Origin of the sequence: Streptosporangium brasiliense, assembly GCF_030811595.1 — a bacterium.
Taxonomy (GTDB): domain Bacteria; phylum Actinomycetota; class Actinomycetes; order Streptosporangiales; family Streptosporangiaceae; genus Streptosporangium; species Streptosporangium brasiliense.
Genome location: NZ_JAUSRB010000002.1, coordinates 3219906 through 3237053, shown reverse-complemented (window position 1 = coordinate 3237053; position 17148 = coordinate 3219906). Strand labels below are relative to the sequence as shown.

Here is a 17148-nt window from a genome sequence, read left to right as displayed (position 1 = left end):
TCGGTGCTCACAGGTAACCAAGTCCCTTCAGTGCGTTCCTCGTCTCGGCGACCCAGTCTGCGTACGAGGGCACCTGAGCCAGGACCGCGAGATCGATGTTCCGTCCTATGTATTCGAAGTAGTCGCGGATGGGTTTCCCCCTCCGGGGCACGGTCGCGGCCAGGACCCGGCCGGGATCGGTGATCCGCTCGACGTCACGCGGCCGGGCGGGCAGCAGGCCGAGGTCGCTGCCCTCCAGGGCGGCCCACACCGCGCGGTCGGCCAGCAGCCAGCCCTCGGTCTCTCCCAGGCCGATGACCGGCACGAGATAGTGCGAGTGGTAGCGGACGCCGTCGGCCTTGCCGCCCGGCTTGCCGCGCTCCCGGATGTCGTCGTGGGTGAAGAGCAGATGGCAGTCCGCCGCGAGCTCCTCCAGAGCCGTGACCATGTGCTCCCGGCCGCACGAGACGACCTCCGTCGCCTCGACGTCGACCGCGTGCGGCGACATCCACGTCAGCTCGCGGAGCTGCCGGGAGATGACGGCGCCGAGGAAGCCCTCGTCGGCCTCTCCCTCCGCTACCAGCCCCGGGACCAGAGGACGGCTCATGCCGCGGCGCCCAGGTATTTGCGGACCTGTCTGGGCGAGACGAACGTGCCCGGCTCGCCGTCCGGCTGGACCGGTTTGGCCACGGTCACCCGGGAGACCCGGTCCTTGTCGGGGTCGACGCGGACCGCGGTGTCCAGGAAGGTCAGCGCGTCGGGGTCGGTCCGGTAGGTCTCGGCGACCACCACCGGGGAGTGGCTGGTGAGGATCACCTGCCGGTACGGGTCCGCCCCTCCGGGCTCGGTGATCCGCCGGCGGATCCGGCGGATCAGCTCGCCGAGGCGGCCCGGGTGCACGCCGTTCTCGATCTCCTCCACCAGCAGGGTGCCGGGGTGGTCGGGGTCGTGCAGGGCGGCGAGCAGGCCGAGGACGCGCAGGGTCCCGTCCGACAGCAGCGGGGCCGGCACCGCTCCCTGGCCGTCGACGACCAGGTCGAAGGAGCACTCTTCCCGGTCGGCCCGGGGTACCAGCCCGACCACGTCGGGGACCACACCGGCGAGGTCGACCACGAGGTCGGCCAGCGCCGCCGAGCCCGCCATCCGCCCGAGCACCGCGGCGAGGTTCGCGCCGTCGGCGGCCAGCGGCCCGCCGCCGGCCGGGCAGGACCGGCGGCGCATGGCCGCCGGCGACAGGGCGTAACGGTGCCACGACTGGACCGTACGGCGAGGCGTGATCTCCGGCTCCGGGTCCTCGACCATGAACTCCAGCAGCTCCTCCGGGAGCCGGTGGGCCACATGGCTGATGACGGCCCCGCTGGACCGGGGGATCCGCAGCACCATCTCCGCGCCCACGTCGAACCGGACCGGCAGCAGCGCGCCGGGCTCCGGGGAGACCAGGGCCTCCACCGAGACGACGAACCCGGGGACGGGAGTGCCCCGCGCGACCCGGTGGAACTGCTCCCCCGGCAGCCCGCGGCGCGCGCCGAGCAGCCCGCCGGATCCGGCGATCTCGTCGGCGACGTATCCGACGGCGTCGAACAGGTTCGACTTGCCGCTGGCGTTGGGGCCGACCAGCGCGAGGAAGGGCGGCACGTCGAGGACGAAGTTCAAGAAGGACTTGAACCCGTCGATCTCGAGCCGAGTGATCATGCCGCCGTTCCCCCCAGTCGCCCTATCGCCTCGAAAGCCCTACAGTGCCGGGGCTTTGGACAGCAGGCTGCCGCCCCAGCGGTCTTCGAGGGCCTTCTCCACCGCGGCGGCGACCCGGTAGCAGCGGTCGTCGCCGAGCACCGGGGCCATGACCTGCAGGCCGACCGGCAGTCCGTCCTCGTCCGCCAGGCCGCACGGCACCGAGATGCCCGCGTTGCCCGCCAGGTTGGTCGGGATGGTGCACAGGTCGGCGAGGTACATCGCCATGGGGTCGTCGGCGCGCTCGCCGATCGGGAACGCCGTGGTCGGCGTGGTCGGCGAGACGAGCACGTCCACCTGGTGGAAGGCCGCGTCGAAGTCGCGGGCGATCAGCGTGCGGACCTTCTGCGCCTGGCCGTAGTAGGCGTCGTAGTAGCCGCTGGACAGCGCGTAGGTGCCCAGGATGATGCGCCGCTTGACCTCGGGGCCGAACCCGGCGGCCCGGGTCAGCGCCATGACCTCCTCGGCGCTGCGCGTGCCGTCGTCGCCGACGCGCAGGCCGTAGCGCATGGCGTCGAAGCGGGCCAGGTTGGACGAGGCCTCCGACGGCGCGATCAGGTAGTAGGCCGGCAGGGCCGTGGTGAACGACGGGCAGGAGACCTCGACGACCTTGGCGCCGAGCGACTCCAGCAGCTCGACGGTCTCGTGGAAGCGGGCGAGCACGCCCGGCTGGTAGCCGTCGCCGCCGAACTCCTTGACCACGCCGATGCGCAGCCCGGCCACGTCACCGATGCGGGCCGCCTCGACGACCGAGGGCACCGGGGCGTCGATGGAGGTGGAGTCCATGACGTCGTGGCCGGAGAACGCCTCGTGCAGCAGCGCCGCGTCCATGACGTTGCGGGCGAAGGGGCCCGGCGTGTCGAGGGAGCTGGCGAAGGCGATCAGGCCGTAGCGGGACGAGCCGCCGTAGGTCGGCTTCATGCCGACGATGCCGGTGACCGCGGCGGGCTGGCGGATCGAGCCGCCGGTGTCGGTGCCGGTGGACAGCGGGGCCTCGTAGGCCGCGACCGCGGCGGACGAGCCGCCGGAGGAGCCGCCCGGGACCCGGGACAGGTCCCACGGGTTGCGGGTGGGGCCGTAGGCCGAGTTCTCGGTGGAGGAGCCCATCGCGAACTCGTCGAGGTTGGTCTTGCCGAGGATCACCAGCCCGGCCTCGCGCAGGCGGCGGGTCACGGTGGCGTCGTACGGCGGGCGGTAGCCCTCAAGGATCTTGGATCCGGCCGTGGTCGGCATGTCGAGGGTGGTGAAGACGTCCTTGTGCGCGATCGGCACACCGGCCAGCGGGCCGGGGTTCTCCCCGGCGGCCAGGCGGGCGTCGACGGCGCGCGCCTGCTCCAGCGTGGTCTCCGCCTCGACGTGCAGGAAGGCGTTGACCTGCGGCTCGACGGCGGCGATCCGGTCGAGATGGGCCTGGGCGACCTCGACGGCCGAGACCTCACCGCTCGCGACCAGCGCGCCGAGCTCGGCGGCGGACTTGTGGATGAGGCTCATGCTTCCTCCCCGAGGATGCGCGGAACACGGAAGCGGCCGTCCTCGACCGCCGGGGCCTCGGACAGCGCGTTGTCGGGCGCCAGGCCGGGCCGCACCTGGTCGGGGCGGTAGACGTTGGTGAGCGGGAGCGCGTGCGAGGAGGGCGGGATGTCGTCGGCCGCCACCTCGGCGACGCGGGCGACCGCACCGATGATCACATCGAGCTGGGCGGCGAAGTGGTCGAGTTCCTCATCGGCCAGCGCCAGCCGGGACAGCCGGGCGAGGTGAGCGACCTCGTCGCGGGTTATGGCGGACATGAGTCGTTGAACCCGTTTCGTGGAATGGCAATTGGACACTGTCATCTTAGGGCTCGTGACCTAACGTGCCTGACCCATTGACGTCGCGGTGGCCACCCGGGGCCCGCCCGGCGGCGCGGATCCCGGCCGCGGTCTCAGCGTGTCACCGGAGCGCTAGGCGGTCTGCGGGTCGAGAACCTCGGAGGGGTTCAGGAAACGGAGGGCGGGCGTGGCCGGGTCACGCTGCCTGCGGAGCCAGACGGTCGCGTCGACGGCGGGCATGGGCTCGGCGAACAGCCAGCCCTGGGCGAGATCACACCCCATGGCGGTCAGGCAGGCGGCCACCTCGGCCGACTCGACGCCCTCGGCCACCGAGCGCAGGCCGAGTGAGCGGACCAGGTCGACGATGGAGCGGACGATCCGCTCGTCGTCCTTGGACTCGCAGATCCTGCGGACGAACGAGGCGTCGATCTTCACCTCGGAGACCGGCAGGCGCTGCAGCCGGACCAGCGAGGAGTAGCCGGTGCCGAAGTCGTCCAGCGCGAGCGGCACGCCCAGAGAGGTCAGGGCGCGGACGGCGTCGGCGGTGTATGCCTGGTCGGTCATCAGGATGCGTTCGGTGACCTCGAGCTGGATCGCCATGGGGGGCAGCCGGTATTGGGCCAGGCCGGCCTCCAGCCGGTCGGGGAGGGCGGAGTCGAGCAGGTCGCGGGCGGAGACGTTCACCGAGATCTGCTCGTGCAGGCCGGTGTGCCACCAGTGAGCCGCCTGTTCCAGGGCGGCGTCGATGACGTACTGGGTGAGGTGCCGCATGAGATACGACTGCTCGGCCATCGGCACGAACTCCGCCGGGGAGATCATCCCCCGCTCGGGGTGCCGCCAGCGCAGCAGCGCCTCCACGCCCCGCACCTGCCCGCTGGCCAGGTCGAGCTTGGGCTGGTAGTGGAGCCGGAGCTCGGAGCGGTCGATGGCCCGGCGCAGGTCACCGATGAGGTTGAGCCGTTCGGGGCTGTTGCGGTCTTTGTCGGCGACGTAGAGCTCGACGCCGGTCCGCCCCTCCTTGGCCAGGTACATCGCCACGTCGGCGCGTTGCAGCAGCAGCTCGAAGTCGGGCGCGTGATCGGGGTAGAGGGCGATGCCGACCGAGGCGTCCAGATCGAAGGTCATCCCCTCCAGGCGGACCGGCTCGGTGAGGGCCACCCGCAGCCGCGCGGCCACTTCCCGGGCCGCGGCGGCGTCCCTGATCGAGGGCAGCAGCACCGCGAACTCGTCGCCGCCGAGCCGGGCCACCACGTCGCCCGGCCGTACGCTGTGGGTGAGCCGGTGCGCCACGATCTGCAGCAGCCGGTCGCCCACCGGGTGGCCAAGGGTGTCGTTGACCTCCTTGAACCTGTCGAGGTCGAGCAGGAACAGGCCGACCCGCTCGCCCGTGCGCGCCTCGGCGAGCGCCTCCTCGGTGCTGAGCACGAGCATCTTGCGGTTGGGCAGCCCGGTGAGCCCGTCGTGCATCGCCTGGTGGTCACGGCGGACCGACAGGGTGGCGGTGAAGTAGACCGCGGCCAGCGGCGCGACGAACAGCGGCACCAGCGCCGGGGAGTGGTTCAGCACCACCACGACCAGCGGGGCCAGCCCGAGCAGCCCGGCGTAGACCAGGCTCTGGTGGCCGATCGTGGTCCTGATCACCCGGTTGATCGAGCGGCGCTCGTGCAGCGCCACCGCGCCGGAGACCAGCAGCGCCCGGACCACGAAGTAGGCGAGCCCGGCCGGCCCGATCGCGAGCATGTCGGGCCCCTCGGGCACCCAGGGGGCCCCGGGCTCCGGGGAGTTGCCGAACAGCGCGAGCACCACCCCGGCCGCGGTGCAGGCCAGCGTCGCCTGGGCGATGTTGAACATGACCCGGTGCCACGCCTTGCGGGTGACGGCGCCGTTGACGATCATGCCGACCGCCTGCATCAGCACGGCGATCGGCAGCCCGTAGTGGAGCAGCGCGGCGAAGGTGAACATCGTCGACGGGTAGGTGCCGCCCACCGTGATCGACGACGACAGCAGCACCGGCCGCAGCTCGCCCAGGACGACCAGGACCGTCAGCATCCAGAACAGCGGGCTGCGGGCGGTGTCGGCCAGCGCCTGCGGGCTGATCCACCACTGGGCCGCGACGAGGGCGGTGGACCCGATCGTGATGACGGCGGCGAGGTAGGCCCACAGGGGTGAGCCCACACGCGGCCCGGTGTCGCGTGTGTCGTTTGGGTCGGCCATGAGTAACAAAACCCCCATTAGTTCACTATGGGAGAGTACGGCCTCTGGGCCACTTCGCGAAACCGGTTGCGCACGTTCCGTTACCGCTCATTCCGACATCCGCCCCCCGCCACGGCTCCCGTCCGTCCTCACTCCTCGGGCGCGACCACCGTCGCGGCCGCCGCCTCCGGCCCCTCGGCCAGCAGGACCCGCAGGCCCTCCTCGTCGAGGATCGGCACGCCGAGCTTGACCGCCTTGTCGAACTTCGATCCGGCGTTCTCGCCCGCCACCACGTAGGAGGTCTTCTTCGACACCGAGCCCGACACCTTGCCGCCCCGGGCCGCGAGGGCCTCGCCGGCCTCGTCGCGGGTGAAGTCCTCCAGCGTGCCGGTCACCACGAAGGTGAGCCCCGCCAGGGTCTGCGGGAGCTGCTCGGCCGGCGGCTCGTCCTCCATCCGGACCCCCGCGGCCTTCCACCGCTCGACGATCTCCCGGTGCCAGTCGACCTGGAACCAGTCGTGGATGGCGGCGGCCACCCGCGGGCCGACGCCCTCGACCGCGGCGAGCTCCTCCTCCGAGGCGCTCGCGATCGCGTCGATCGAGCGGAACTCGGCGGCGACGGCCTGGGCGGTGGGCGGGCCGACGTGCCGGACGGAGAGAGCGACCAGGACCCGCCAGACCGGCTGGTCCTTGGCCCTCTCCAGCTCCTCCAGCATCTTCTCGGCGTTCTTGCTGGGCTCGCCGCTCTGGTTGGCGAAGAAGGAGACGACCTTGGGCTCGCCCGTCTCCGGATCGGTCTTGGGCAGGCCGGTGTCGGGATCGCGGACGACCGACCGGATCGGCAGCAGCCGCTCGATGGTCAGGTCGAACAGGTCGGCCTCGGTGCGGACCGGCGGCTCCTGCGGCGGCAGCGGCTGGGTCAGCGCGGTGGCCGCCACGTAGCCCAGGCCCTCGATGTCGAAGGCCCTGCGCCCGGCGGCGAAGAAGAGCCGCTCGCGGAGCTGGGCGGGGCAGGCCCGGGTGTTGGGGCAGCGCAGGTCGGCGTCGCCCTCCTTCTCGTAGGCCAGCTCGGTGCCGCACTCCGGGCAGTGCGTCGGCATCACGAACTCGCGCTCGGTGCCGTCGCGCAGGTCCACGACCGGGCCGACGATCTCGGGGATGACGTCGCCGGCCTTGCGCAGCACCACGGTGTCGCCGACGCGCACGCCCTTGCGCGCGACCTCCGAGCCGTTGTGCAGCGTGGCGCGCTCGACCGTGGAGCCGGCCACGACGATCGGCTCCATGACGCCGTACGGCGTGACCCGGCCGGTGCGCCCGACCCCCACCTGGATGTCCAGAAGCTTGGTGTTGACCTCCTCGGGCGGGTATTTGTAGGCGATCGCCCAGCGGGGCGCCCGGCTGGTGGAGCCCAGGTTGCGCTGGAGCTCGATGCGGTCCACCTTCACCACGACGCCGTCGATCTCGTAGACGGGGTCGTGGCGGTGCTCGCGGTAGAACTCGACGAAGGCGTTGATGCCGTCGAGGTCGTCGACGACCTTGTAGAGATCGCTGACCGGCAGGCCGAACTCCCGCAGCCGCTCGTAGACCTGGGACTGGGTCCGGGGCAGGGCGGGCCCCTCCCACCTGCCGACACCGTGGACGATCATGTGCAGCGGGCGCTGCGCGCTGATCCGCGGGTCCTTCTGCCGCAGCGAGCCAGCCGCCGCGTTGCGCGGGTTGGCGAAGGGCGCCTTGCCCGCCTCGACGAGTTGCTCGTTGAGCTTGGCGAACCCCTCGACGGGCAGGTAGACCTCGCCCCGGACCTCCACCAGCTCGGGCACGTCGTCGCCGACCAGACGGTGCGGCACGCCGGCGACGGTGCGCACGTTGGCCGTCACGTCGTCGCCCACGCGGCCGTCACCCCGGGTCGCGGCCCGGACCAGGCGGCCCTTCTCGTAGACCAGGGCGATCGCCAGGCCGTCGATCTTCAGCTCGCACAGATAGGGCGCCGGGTCCCGCTCGGCCAGCCGCTCGGCCCGCGACTGCCAGGAGGCGAGGTCGTCGGCGTTGAAGGCGTTGTCCAGGCTCTCCATCCGCTGCAGGTGGGCGACCGGCGTGAAATCGGTGGAGATCGGCGCGCCGACCTTCTGGGTGGGCGAGTCGGGCGTGCGCAGGGTCGGGTGGTCGTCCTCGATCCGGCGCAGCTCCCGCATCCACGTGTCGTACTGGGCGTCGCTCACGGTGGGCGAGTCGAGCACGTGGTAGCGCCAGTTGGCCTCCTCGACCAGCTCGGCCAGCTCCGCGTGCCGATCCAACGCCGCCACCGGCACACCTTCGACCTCAGCGCTCATCGCCCGGCTCTCCCCTCATCCGTACAGCCAAGGGAAACGCTATCGCCGGGGACCGACATCGCGCGGCGGCCTTACCCGGAGATGGCAGACCCTCCCCGCCGGGGACCGGCCGATCCGGGTCGCCGGGCCGGCCGGGAGGGAGCGGTCACTCGCCGGGGTCCTCCCTCAGCACCCGGGCCGCCTCCCGGCACCTGGCCAGAGCCGCTCTGGCGTAGGCGGGCGAGGCTCCGGCCAGCCCGCAGGCGGGGGTGAGCACGACCTGCGAGGCCAGGGTGGCGGCGGGGAAGCCGAGACGGCGCCAGAGCTCGACGGCGGGCTTGGCGACCACGCCGACGTCGGGCAGCCGGGAGTCCACGCCGGGCACGGCGCCGAGGAGGATCGCCATGCCGGCTTCGATCACCTCGCCGATCGCGTCCTCGTCGCGCCGCCGCAGCAGGGAGGCGTCCACGGACACGCCGCCGGCGCCCGCCGTCCGCAGCAGGTCGAAGGGCACGTCGGGGGCGCAGCAGTGCACCACCGTGAACGCCCCGGCGGGCAGCACCGCCCTGAGCCGCTCGGTGGCGACGGGGACCTCGACGGCGGGCAGCCGCCCGAAGCCCGACGCGGTCGGCACCGTGCCCGCCAGGACGCCCGGCAGCCCGGGCTCGTCGAGCTGGAGCACGATCTCCGAGGCGCCCGGCACCCTGCGGCGCACGTCGGCGACGTGCGCCGCGAGCCCCTCGGCGAAGGAGTCGACCAGGTCGCGCACGGCCCCGTCGTCGGCGAGCGTCTTGTCGCCGTGGCGCAGCTCGACCGCCCCGGCCAGGGTCCACGGCCCGCACACCTGGATCTTGAAGGGTCCCTCGTATCCCTGGGCCGTCTCCTCCAGCGCGTCGAGATCCCGGACGAGGTGGTCGCGGGCCCGCTTGGAGTCGCGTCCCGGGCGGTCGGTGAACCGCCAGCCGGACGGCTGCACCTCCACCGGGAGCTCCACCAGCAGCGACGCGGTGCGCCCGACCATGTCGGCGCCCACCCCGCGCGCGGGCAGCTCCGGTAGATACGGGAGTGCGGGCAGCTCGCCGAAGACGACTCTGAGCGCCTCCGCGTGATCCGTCCCTGGGTGCGACCCGATGCCGGTCGCGGTCGCCTCACCCCACGGATATCCGCTCATGTCCGCTCCCGGCCGCGCCCGCCGAGGGGACGTGAGCGGTCGCCCCGGTGCGCGCCGGCTCGCCTGCTTCGCTCGTTCACGACAGCCAGCTTAGGACCGCCGGGTGCCACCTCCGCCGGGAGAATCCGTCCCCGCGGTGACGGAACTTGATCAAGTTGAGTAGGGTTTTGCCGGTTATTCACCCGCCTTGGGGGACGCATGATGATCGGTCGGGCGCTCGTCGCGGTGTCGGTGCTGCTGACTGTCGGGGCCGCGGGGGTTCCGGCGGCCGGGGCGGCCGAGCCCGACAAGTGCGCGCCCGGACGGGGCACGACGAGCATCGGGGAGTCCTGGGCCCAGCGGCGGTTCAACCTGCCCGAGGCGTGGCGGCTGACCAGGGGCGCGGGGGTGACCGTCGCGGTCGTCGACAGCGGTCTGGACACCGGGCACCCCCAGCTGAAGCAGGGCACCGCGGAGGAGGTCACCGGCACCGGGGGACGCGACTGTTTCGGCCACGGCACGGAGGTGGCGGGCATCATCGCCGCGACCCCGATGAGGGGCGTCCTGTTCACCGGGGTGGCGCCGGACGTGAAGCTGATCTCCGTCAAACACACCGACGACGGCCGGGGAGACGTGAAGATGCTGGCGCTGGCCATCGTGAAGGCCGTCCAGCTCGGCGCCGATGTGATCAACGTGTCCGCCCAGGCGAGCGACAACCCCGACCTGCGCAACGCCACCGCCTACGCGCTGGCCAAGAACGTGGTGGTGGTCGCCGCGGCGGGCAACGTCGAGAAGGACGACGGCTCCCCCGCGCCCGCCTATCCGGCCTCCTACCCCGGAGTCGTGTCCGTCGGCTCCGCCGCCCCCGACGGGCGCAGGGCCGACTCCTCCAACCCCGTCACGCCCATCACCGTGCTGGCCCCCGGCACGGGGCTCACCAGCACCTGGCCCGGCAGCCTCTACCAGGAGAACCTGGAGGGCACCAGCTACGCGGCGGCGTACGTGACCGGGGTCGTCGCGCTGGTCCGCTCCCGCTATCGGGACCTGACCAACGAGGAGGTGGGGCGGCGCATCGCGCTGACCGCCAACGGCGGCGCCGGGAAGGGGACCGGCGCGGGGATGATCAACCCGCTGCTGGCCATCTCGGCGATCCTGCACTCGGAGACGGTGGCGCTCGCACCGCCCGAGCCCGCGCCCCTGCCCGCCGACGCGATACGGCACGCTCCGCCGGAGAACGCCGAGAGCATCGCGATGGCGACGCGGATCGCCCTGATCTCGCTCGCCGCGGTCGCCCTGGTGACCCTGGGTAGCCTCACGATTCCTTTGGGGCGCAGCCGCAGGTGGCGGGCGGGGGCTCCGGATAACGGGACGTGAAAGACCTGTGAAATCAGTGAACTACAGGGCGCTCCTTTGCTTTGATAGCTATAGATCAACTTATTAGCAGCTTTACCGGTAGTTGAGGTGGAAGGAATGCAATGGGGGATTTGAACCCATTACTGCCCGAAGATCCAGAACGCGTCGGTGTTCACATCCTCGTCGGGCGGCTCAGCCAGGACCCTCAACAGGCCGTCTACCTGGGCCACCTACCCGACGACGACACCCTGCGCGTGATCCGCGTGCTGGCCCCCCACCCGGAGGCCACCCCCCAGATCCGCGAGCAGATCACCAACACGCTCCACGCCGCCAAACGCGTCTCCGGCGCCCACACCGTCAAACTCATCGAAGTCGGCTGGTCCGACGACTCCCCCTACATCGTCCGCGAACACGTCGAAGGCCGCTCCCTGCGCCAGACCGTGACCGACGACGGACCCCTCACCGGCGACGCCCTCGAACGCCTGGCCGTCAACACCCTCACCGCGCTGACCGCCATCCACCTGTCCGGCCTCACCCACGGCGCCCTCACCCCCGACACCGTGCTCCTGGCCCCCGACGGACCCCGCGTCTGCGACATCGGCCTCGGCACCACCGGCCCCGAACCCGACTACCGCGCCCCCGAACTCCTGCGCGCGGAAGCCGGACCGCCCCCCGGCGGCGTCCCGCCCCACCCCGGCCGGCCCGCCGACCTCTTCGCCTGGGCCGCCACCATCGCCTACGCCGCCACCGGACAGCACCCCTTCGACGGACAGCCCGGCAAGGTCCTCGACGGCCCCGCCAACCTCACCGGCGTCCCCGCCACACTCGCCCCCCTCCTCGCCGCCTGCCTCGACAAACACCCCTACGAACGCCCCGACACCAAGGCCGCCATGCTCCGCCTCCTCGGCGAGGAGCCGGCGATCCGGATCACCGGGGACGGCGACTGGCAGGACGGGCCGCTGCCCGCCGTGCCGCAGCAGCCCGGCGCCACCGCCCCGCAGCCGGCGGCGCCACCCGGCTGGGGCGCTCCGCCGCTCCCCCGGGACGCCGCTCCCCCCGTGCAGGGGCCGGTCGTGCTGCAGGTGACGGCGGAGACCAAGGACCGGCCGAAGACCGGCGGTTTCTCCGTCGTGCTGGCCGCCTGCGTCGGCGTGGTCGTCCTGCTGTCCGGGCTCGGGCTCTGGGCCGCCGGGAGATACACCTCCCTTGACGCGGAACGGGCATCCGCCCAAGGGGCGGCGCCCCACGCGACCCTGGGGCTGGTCGACCAGTCGCAGGCGCAGGGCGACGGGCAGGGCCTCGGGGACGACCCGGCGGACACCGGCAAGGTGACCGTGCCCTGGGCCACCACGACCGGCCCGCAGGTCCCGGACGTCGGGCCGCTGCAGCTGAACACCGAGGTCCCGACGATCTCGCCGCCGGTCCCGTCGATGACGTCGTTCGTCACCCCGCCTCCCATCCCGGCGACCACCGGACCGGCGGTGCCGACGACCGCCCCGACCAGGGGAGCGGCCAGCACCAGCGCCACGCCGACCCCGACGCCGACCCCGCCCCCGACGCCGACGCCGACGCCGACCCCGACGGTCGAGCCGACCCCGGCCCCGACGGCCACGCCCACCCCGAGCCAGCCGCCGACGCCGACGCCGAGCGCGTCCGCCACGCCCACCCCGAGCGTCCCCGCGACGCCGACGCCGAGCGCGCCCACGACGCCGACGCCGAGTGCGTCCGCCACGCCCACCCCGAGCGCCACGCCGACGGCTCCGACGCCGAAGCCGTCGGCGACCCCCACCCCGAAGCCGACGCAGACGGCTCCGACGCCCAGGCCGACGCCGACCTTCACCCCGAAGCCGACCTTCACCCCGAAGCCGACGCCGACCTTCACGACGGCCAGGCCCACCTTCAAGCCGACCCCGACCCCGACCCCGACCCCGACGCCGACGCCGTCCGCACCGCCCCCCGCAGCCTCGCGTCCCAACCCCCACACCCCGCAGGAGGCCTGCGGAGCCGGCTTCGCCGTCCAGCGCTCCGGCTCCTTCAACGGCGGCACCACCTACCAGCTCTACAACTCCGCCACCGGCTCCAACTGCGTGGTCACCATGAAGACCGCCAGTGTGGGCACCGCCACCTCGGTCTGGGCCACCCTGGAAGTCCAGGGCGGTGAGAGCAGGACCGATCGGGGCAACTTCGAGTACTACGCGGGCCCGGTCATCCTGCCCGCCAAGGGCAAGTGCGTCCGCTTCTCCGGCGGCGGCCCCGGCGGCAGCACCAGCGCCGACTGGGCGAACTGCGGATGACGCCCACGGCCCGGTGAGGCCAGGCGTCGGCTGACCGGACCGGCGTCCGCGCCGGAGCCGGTCACGTTCCACCGGAGGCCCCCCTCAGGCACGACGAGGGGGGCCTTCGACGTCCTTGCGCGCACTCACCGGAAGCCGTGGCCGAGTCGAGTCGAAGTTGACGTCTGAAACCGGCTATTCGGGTGGGACAGATTTGGTTGAATGATGCTAGATCAAACGATCGCGACATTTAGCGGTAGTTGAGGTGGAAGGAATGCAATGGGGGATTTGAACCCATTACTGCCCGAAGATCCAGAACGCGTCGGTGTTCACATCCTCGTCGGGCGGCTCAGCCAGGACCCTCAACAGGCCGTCTACCTGGGCCACCTACCCGACGACGACACCCTGCGCGTGATCCGCGTGCTGGCCCCCCACCCGGAGGCCACCCCCCAGATCCGCGAGCAGATCACCAACACGCTCCACGCCGCCAAACGCGTCTCCGGCGCCCACACCGTCAAACTCATCGAAGTCGGCTGGTCCGACGACTCCCCCTACATCGTCCGCGAACACGTCGAAGGCCGCTCCCTGCACCAGACCGTGACCGACGACGGACCCCTCACCGGCGACGCCCTCGAACGCCTGGCCGTCAACACCCTCACCGCGCTGACCGCCATCCACCTGTCCGGCCTCACCCACGGCGCCCTCACCCCCGACACCGTGCTCCTGGCCCCCGACGGACCCCGCGTCTGCGACATCGGCCTCGGCACCACCGGCCCCGAACCCGACTACCGCGCCCCCGAACTCCTGCTCGCCGGGCTCACCCCCGCCGCAGGCTCCGGTGCCGCCGCCTCGGACCCCGGCCCCGCCGGCGCCAACTCCGCCGCCGGCCCCGCCACGGCAGACTCCGGTCCCGCCGCCTCGGACCCCGGCCCCGCCGCACAATCCGCCCCCGCCACCGCCGCCACAGACTCCGGTCCCGGAGCCGCATCCGGCTCTCCCGCCCCGGACTCCGGCTCCGCCTCGGCCCCCGGTGCCCCGGTCGCGACTCCCGGCACCGGGTCCGGCCGGCCCGCCGACCTCTTCGCCTGGGCCGCCACCATCGCCTACGCCGCCACCGGACAGCACCCCTTCGACAGACAGCCCGGCAAGGTCCTCGACGGCCCCGCCAACCTCACCGGCGTCCCCGCCACACTCGCCCCCCTCCTCGCCGCCTGCCTCGACAAACACCCCTACGAACGCCCCGACACCAAGGCCGCCATGCTCCGCCTCCTCGGCGAGGAGCCGGCGGGCCCCGCGCTCTCCGGCGGTGACCGTACGGCCGGCTCCCAGGCGCCGGGCGGGCCCTTCCTCGCGGACGCGGCCGGTCCCGGTGAGACGGCCGTTCTCCCGGGCGCGGCCGGTGGGCCGCCGCGGCCGACGGCGCTGCCCCTCTGGGGGGCTCCGGCGCTGCCGGGGGCCGTCCCTCCGGTGGACGTGCCCGCTCCGGCGGCGGCCGCGCCGGCCGATGACCGGCCGAAGCGCGGCGGTTTCCCCGTCGTGCTGGCCGCCTGCGCCGGCGTGGTCGTCCTGCTGTCCGGGCTCGGGCTCTGGGCCGCCGGGAGCTACGCCTCCCTCGGCGACGTGGGACGCGCGGCCGCCGAGGAGAGGGTCTCCGGTGTCGTCCCGGTCGCGGCGGGCCAGGAACCGGCCCGGCCATCAGGTCAGAGCCAGGACATCGGGGGCGGGCCGGCGGGCGGGGACGGGCCGTCGGACAAGGTGACCGTGCCCTGGGCCACCACGACCGGCCCGCAGGTCCCGGACGTCGGGCCGCTGCGGCTGAACACCGAGGCCCCGGCGGTGACGCCCCCCACCACGTCGATGACCTCGCCCGTCACCCCGCCTCCGCTCCCGGTGCCCACGATCCCGGCCCCGGTCCCCACGGCGCCGGCGGCGACGCGCAAGGCCGACGCCAGGCCCGCGCCGACCTCGAAGCCCAAGAACACGGCCAAGAACACGGCCAGGAGCCCCCGGACCCCCAAGCCCGGCCGTACGTCCAAGCCGACCTCCCGACCGACGCAGAAGCCCACGCCGACGCAGAAGCCCACGCCGACGCGGAAGCCCACGCAGGCCCCGGCGCCGACCCGGACGGCCCAACCCACCAAACCGGCGCAGCCGACCAAGACGGCCACCGCGCAGCCCACCAGGACCGCGCAGCCCACCAGGACCGCGCAGCCCACCAAGTCAGCACAGCCCACCAGACCGGCGCAGCCGACCAAGTCGGCCACCGCGCAGCCCACCAGGACCGCGCAGCCCACCAAGCCGGCGCAGCCCACCACCGCCGCGCCGAAACCGGCGCAGCCGACCGCCGCCGCGCCGAAGCCGACGAAGACGACACCGCCGCCCTCGCGTCCCAATCCCTACACCCCGCAGCAGGTCTGCGGAGCCGGCTTCGCCGTCCAGCGCTCCGGCTCCTTCAACGGCGGCACCACCTACCAGCTCTACAACTCCGCCACCGGCTCCAACTGCGTGGTCACCATGAAGACCGCCAGTGTGGGCACCGCCACCTCGGTCTGGGCCACCCTGGAAGTCCAGGGCGGCGGGAGCAGGACCGATCGGGGCAACTTCGAGTACTACGCGGGCCCGGTCATCCTGCCCGCCAAGGGCAAGTGCGTCCGCTTCTCCGGCGGCGGCCCCGGCGGCAGCACCGGCTCCGACTGGGCGAACTGCGGATGAGACTCGGGGGACGGCCGAGTCCTCGGCCGTCCCCCGGGTCCGTCCCGGCTCCCGGCCGGGTCTCTCCGTCTCGCGGGCTCAGCCCTGGCTGTTCAGGTCGCGCAGGGTGCGGGCCAGGTCCTCGCCGATCTCCTCGAACCGCCGGCGGGCGCTGTCCATGTCCAGGGCGACCGGCTCCCCGCCCGTCGCCTCCCTCAGCAGTTCCTCGTTCTGGCGCTGGGCGGCGTCCTGGGCGGCCCGGACGGCCTCGGTCGCGGCCTCGGCGATCGACTGGCTGTCCAGGCGCGTGATGCGCGGATCGAAGGTGATCTGCTGGATCCGGCCGGTGCCGTCCACCAGGGCCCGGGCCAGGCCGTCGGCGCCGAAGCCCTCTCCTGTGACGGCCGCCAGCTCGCCGTAGACGCCGCCGAGCCGGCCCAGCGTCTCCTCGCTCCGCCGTACGACCTCCTCCAGGTCCTCCAGGCTCTCCAGCTTCAGGTCGTCGGCGTTGAAGTTCGTCACTTGTACTTCTCCGGGAGTTCTTTCTTGGGCGACAGCCATTCGAAGCCCGCGTGCGGCGGGAGCTGGGGCTGCTGGCCGGGCTTCTGGACGGGAGGCTCCTGGAAGGGCGCCAGTCCCTTGATGTTGATCTTGGCCTGGGTGAAGTCGATCTTCGCGCTCTCGGTGGGCTCCAGGTTGAACGCCTGCAGCCACGCCTTGCCGGAGAAGTAGATCGACATGCTGCTGGCCCCCGCGGCGACGACCTTCCCGAGCGCGGCGGTCGAGGCGGCGATGACCTTGCTGGCCATGACGCCGAGCATCCGCAGGTTGAGCGCGGCGTTGCCCGCGTAGGGCGTCGCGAGCATGGCGGCGGCGATCGAGGCGAGGAAGAGCAGGGTCCCGGCGACCTTGGCGATCGCCAGCCAGTAGGCGCGGTAGGAGTCGCCCAACTCGTCCACGATCCCGGCGATCGTCTTGATGTAGGCGCGCAGGCTCTCCAGCGCCTCCTGGTAGCGCTGGACGGCGTCGTCGAAGGCGTCGCGGTCCTCGGCGATCCAGCCGTCCTTGTGCTTGTTCAGCAGGGCGGCGGCGTAGCTCTTGTTGGCGGTGTCCAGGCGCGCGTGGATGGAGTCCCAGTTGTTGTAGATGTCGGCCATCCCCGGCACGTTGGCGACCGCGGTCGTCGCGATCGCCACGCCCGCCCAGAGCGTGGGCGCCAGCCGGGCCCCCTTCTCCAGGTTGCTGAGCACCTTCGTGGAGTTGACGAGCACGCCTCTGGCGCTCTTGCCCGCGGTCAGCGGGCTCGGCTTCTTACCCGGCGGTACCGGCATGTCGGCTCTTCCGGGTCACGTGTAGACGACGGTACTGCTGTCCTCGGCGCGCTGCCAGTTGATCCTGGCGTTGTCCAGCGTCTCCTGCCAGGACTCCAGCACATCCACGGCCTGCATGAACTTCTCCCTGACGTCCTTCTGCACGTCGCGGTAGCGGATCCCGACCGCCAGTTCCCCGACGAGGCCCCAGCCGAGGCCGTCCAGGTTGGTGCTGTCCACCATCCGGCGCAGCTCCGTGACCTTCGGAAGGACGTCCTCGCCTATCTCCTTGCGGATCCCCTGGATCGCCTTCGACGTGACGTACCTGTCCTGAGTCATGCGGCCTCCCCG

General features: G+C 72.6%; 13 protein-coding genes. 3 read left to right on the top strand and 10 right to left on the bottom strand.

The features are described 5' to 3' along the window. Positions 1–7 precede the first annotated feature (7 nt). The 7 genes from J2S55_RS23540 to J2S55_RS23510 all read right to left on the bottom strand — a co-directional run bounded on the left by J2S55_RS23540 (position 8) and on the right by J2S55_RS23510 (position 9191). Positions 8–586: a hypothetical protein gene (locus J2S55_RS23540; RefSeq protein ID WP_306864885.1), complete on the bottom strand. Its 579-nt coding sequence runs from the start codon at positions 584–586 to the stop codon at positions 8–10. After that, a complete protein-coding gene (locus J2S55_RS23535) occupies positions 583–1671 on the bottom strand; it encodes an AAA family ATPase (protein ID WP_306864881.1) in 1089 nt (362 codons plus the stop codon). The genes J2S55_RS23540 and J2S55_RS23535 overlap by 4 nt, the downstream gene beginning before the upstream one ends. Positions 1672–1710: 39 nt before the next feature. Continuing rightward, the gene (gene gatA / locus J2S55_RS23530; protein WP_306864879.1) at positions 1711–3201 is read right to left on the bottom strand and encodes an Asp-tRNA(Asn)/Glu-tRNA(Gln) amidotransferase subunit GatA; all 1491 of its coding nucleotides are present in this window, start codon (positions 3199–3201) and stop codon (positions 1711–1713) included. Beyond that, a complete protein-coding gene (gene gatC / locus J2S55_RS23525; protein WP_306864877.1) occupies positions 3198–3497 on the bottom strand; it encodes an Asp-tRNA(Asn)/Glu-tRNA(Gln) amidotransferase subunit GatC in 300 nt (99 codons plus the stop codon). The genes gatA and gatC overlap by 4 nt, the downstream gene beginning before the upstream one ends. A 153-nt stretch (positions 3498–3650) precedes the next feature. Then, positions 3651–5732, bottom strand: a complete 2082-nt coding sequence (locus tag J2S55_RS23520) for a putative bifunctional diguanylate cyclase/phosphodiesterase (protein WP_306864874.1) — start codon at positions 5730–5732, stop codon at positions 3651–3653. Positions 5733–5860: 128 nt separating this feature from the next. Beyond that, positions 5861–8041, bottom strand: coding sequence for an NAD-dependent DNA ligase LigA (gene ligA / locus J2S55_RS23515; protein WP_306864872.1), 2181 nt, complete (start codon positions 8039–8041; stop codon positions 5861–5863). Positions 8042–8186: 145 nt separating this feature from the next. Beyond that, the gene (locus tag J2S55_RS23510; protein ID WP_306864870.1) at positions 8187–9191 is read right to left on the bottom strand and encodes a methionine synthase; all 1005 of its coding nucleotides are present in this window, start codon (positions 9189–9191) and stop codon (positions 8187–8189) included. Positions 9192–9389: 198 nt separating this feature from the next. On the opposite strand from J2S55_RS23510, the gene J2S55_RS23505 reads away from it, so the two are divergent. From J2S55_RS23505 to J2S55_RS23495, 3 genes are all read left to right on the top strand, one after another. Continuing rightward, on the top strand, positions 9390–10544 hold the full coding sequence (locus tag J2S55_RS23505) for a S8 family serine peptidase (protein WP_306864867.1): 1155 nt from the start codon (positions 9390–9392) through the stop codon (positions 10542–10544). 101 nt (positions 10545–10645) lie between these two features. After that, positions 10646–12817 carry a serine/threonine protein kinase gene (locus J2S55_RS23500; protein WP_306864864.1) on the top strand — a complete coding sequence of 724 codons (2172 nt, stop codon included), beginning with the start codon at positions 10646–10648 and terminating at the stop codon, positions 12815–12817. Positions 12818–13075: 258 nt separating this feature from the next. Next, complete coding sequence (locus J2S55_RS23495) at positions 13076–15508, top strand: protein kinase domain-containing protein (protein ID WP_306864862.1); 2433 nt, start codon at positions 13076–13078, stop codon at positions 15506–15508. A 78-nt stretch (positions 15509–15586) separates the two neighbouring features. Here J2S55_RS23495 and J2S55_RS23490 read toward each other — a convergent pair whose 3' ends face one another. Genes J2S55_RS23490 through J2S55_RS23480 form a run of 3 tightly spaced genes read right to left on the bottom strand, consistent with a single transcriptional unit; the run spans position 15587 to position 17136 of the window. Further along, complete coding sequence (locus J2S55_RS23490) at positions 15587–16009, bottom strand: YbaB/EbfC family nucleoid-associated protein (RefSeq protein ID WP_306864858.1); 423 nt, start codon at positions 16007–16009, stop codon at positions 15587–15589. Next, positions 16006–16818: a hypothetical protein gene (locus J2S55_RS23485; protein ID WP_306864855.1), complete on the bottom strand. Its 813-nt coding sequence runs from the start codon at positions 16816–16818 to the stop codon at positions 16006–16008. The genes J2S55_RS23490 and J2S55_RS23485 overlap by 4 nt, the downstream gene beginning before the upstream one ends. A gap of 15 nt (positions 16819–16833) precedes the next feature. Next, a complete protein-coding gene (locus J2S55_RS23480) occupies positions 16834–17136 on the bottom strand; it encodes a hypothetical protein (protein ID WP_306864853.1) in 303 nt (100 codons plus the stop codon). Positions 17137–17148 lie beyond the last annotated feature (12 nt).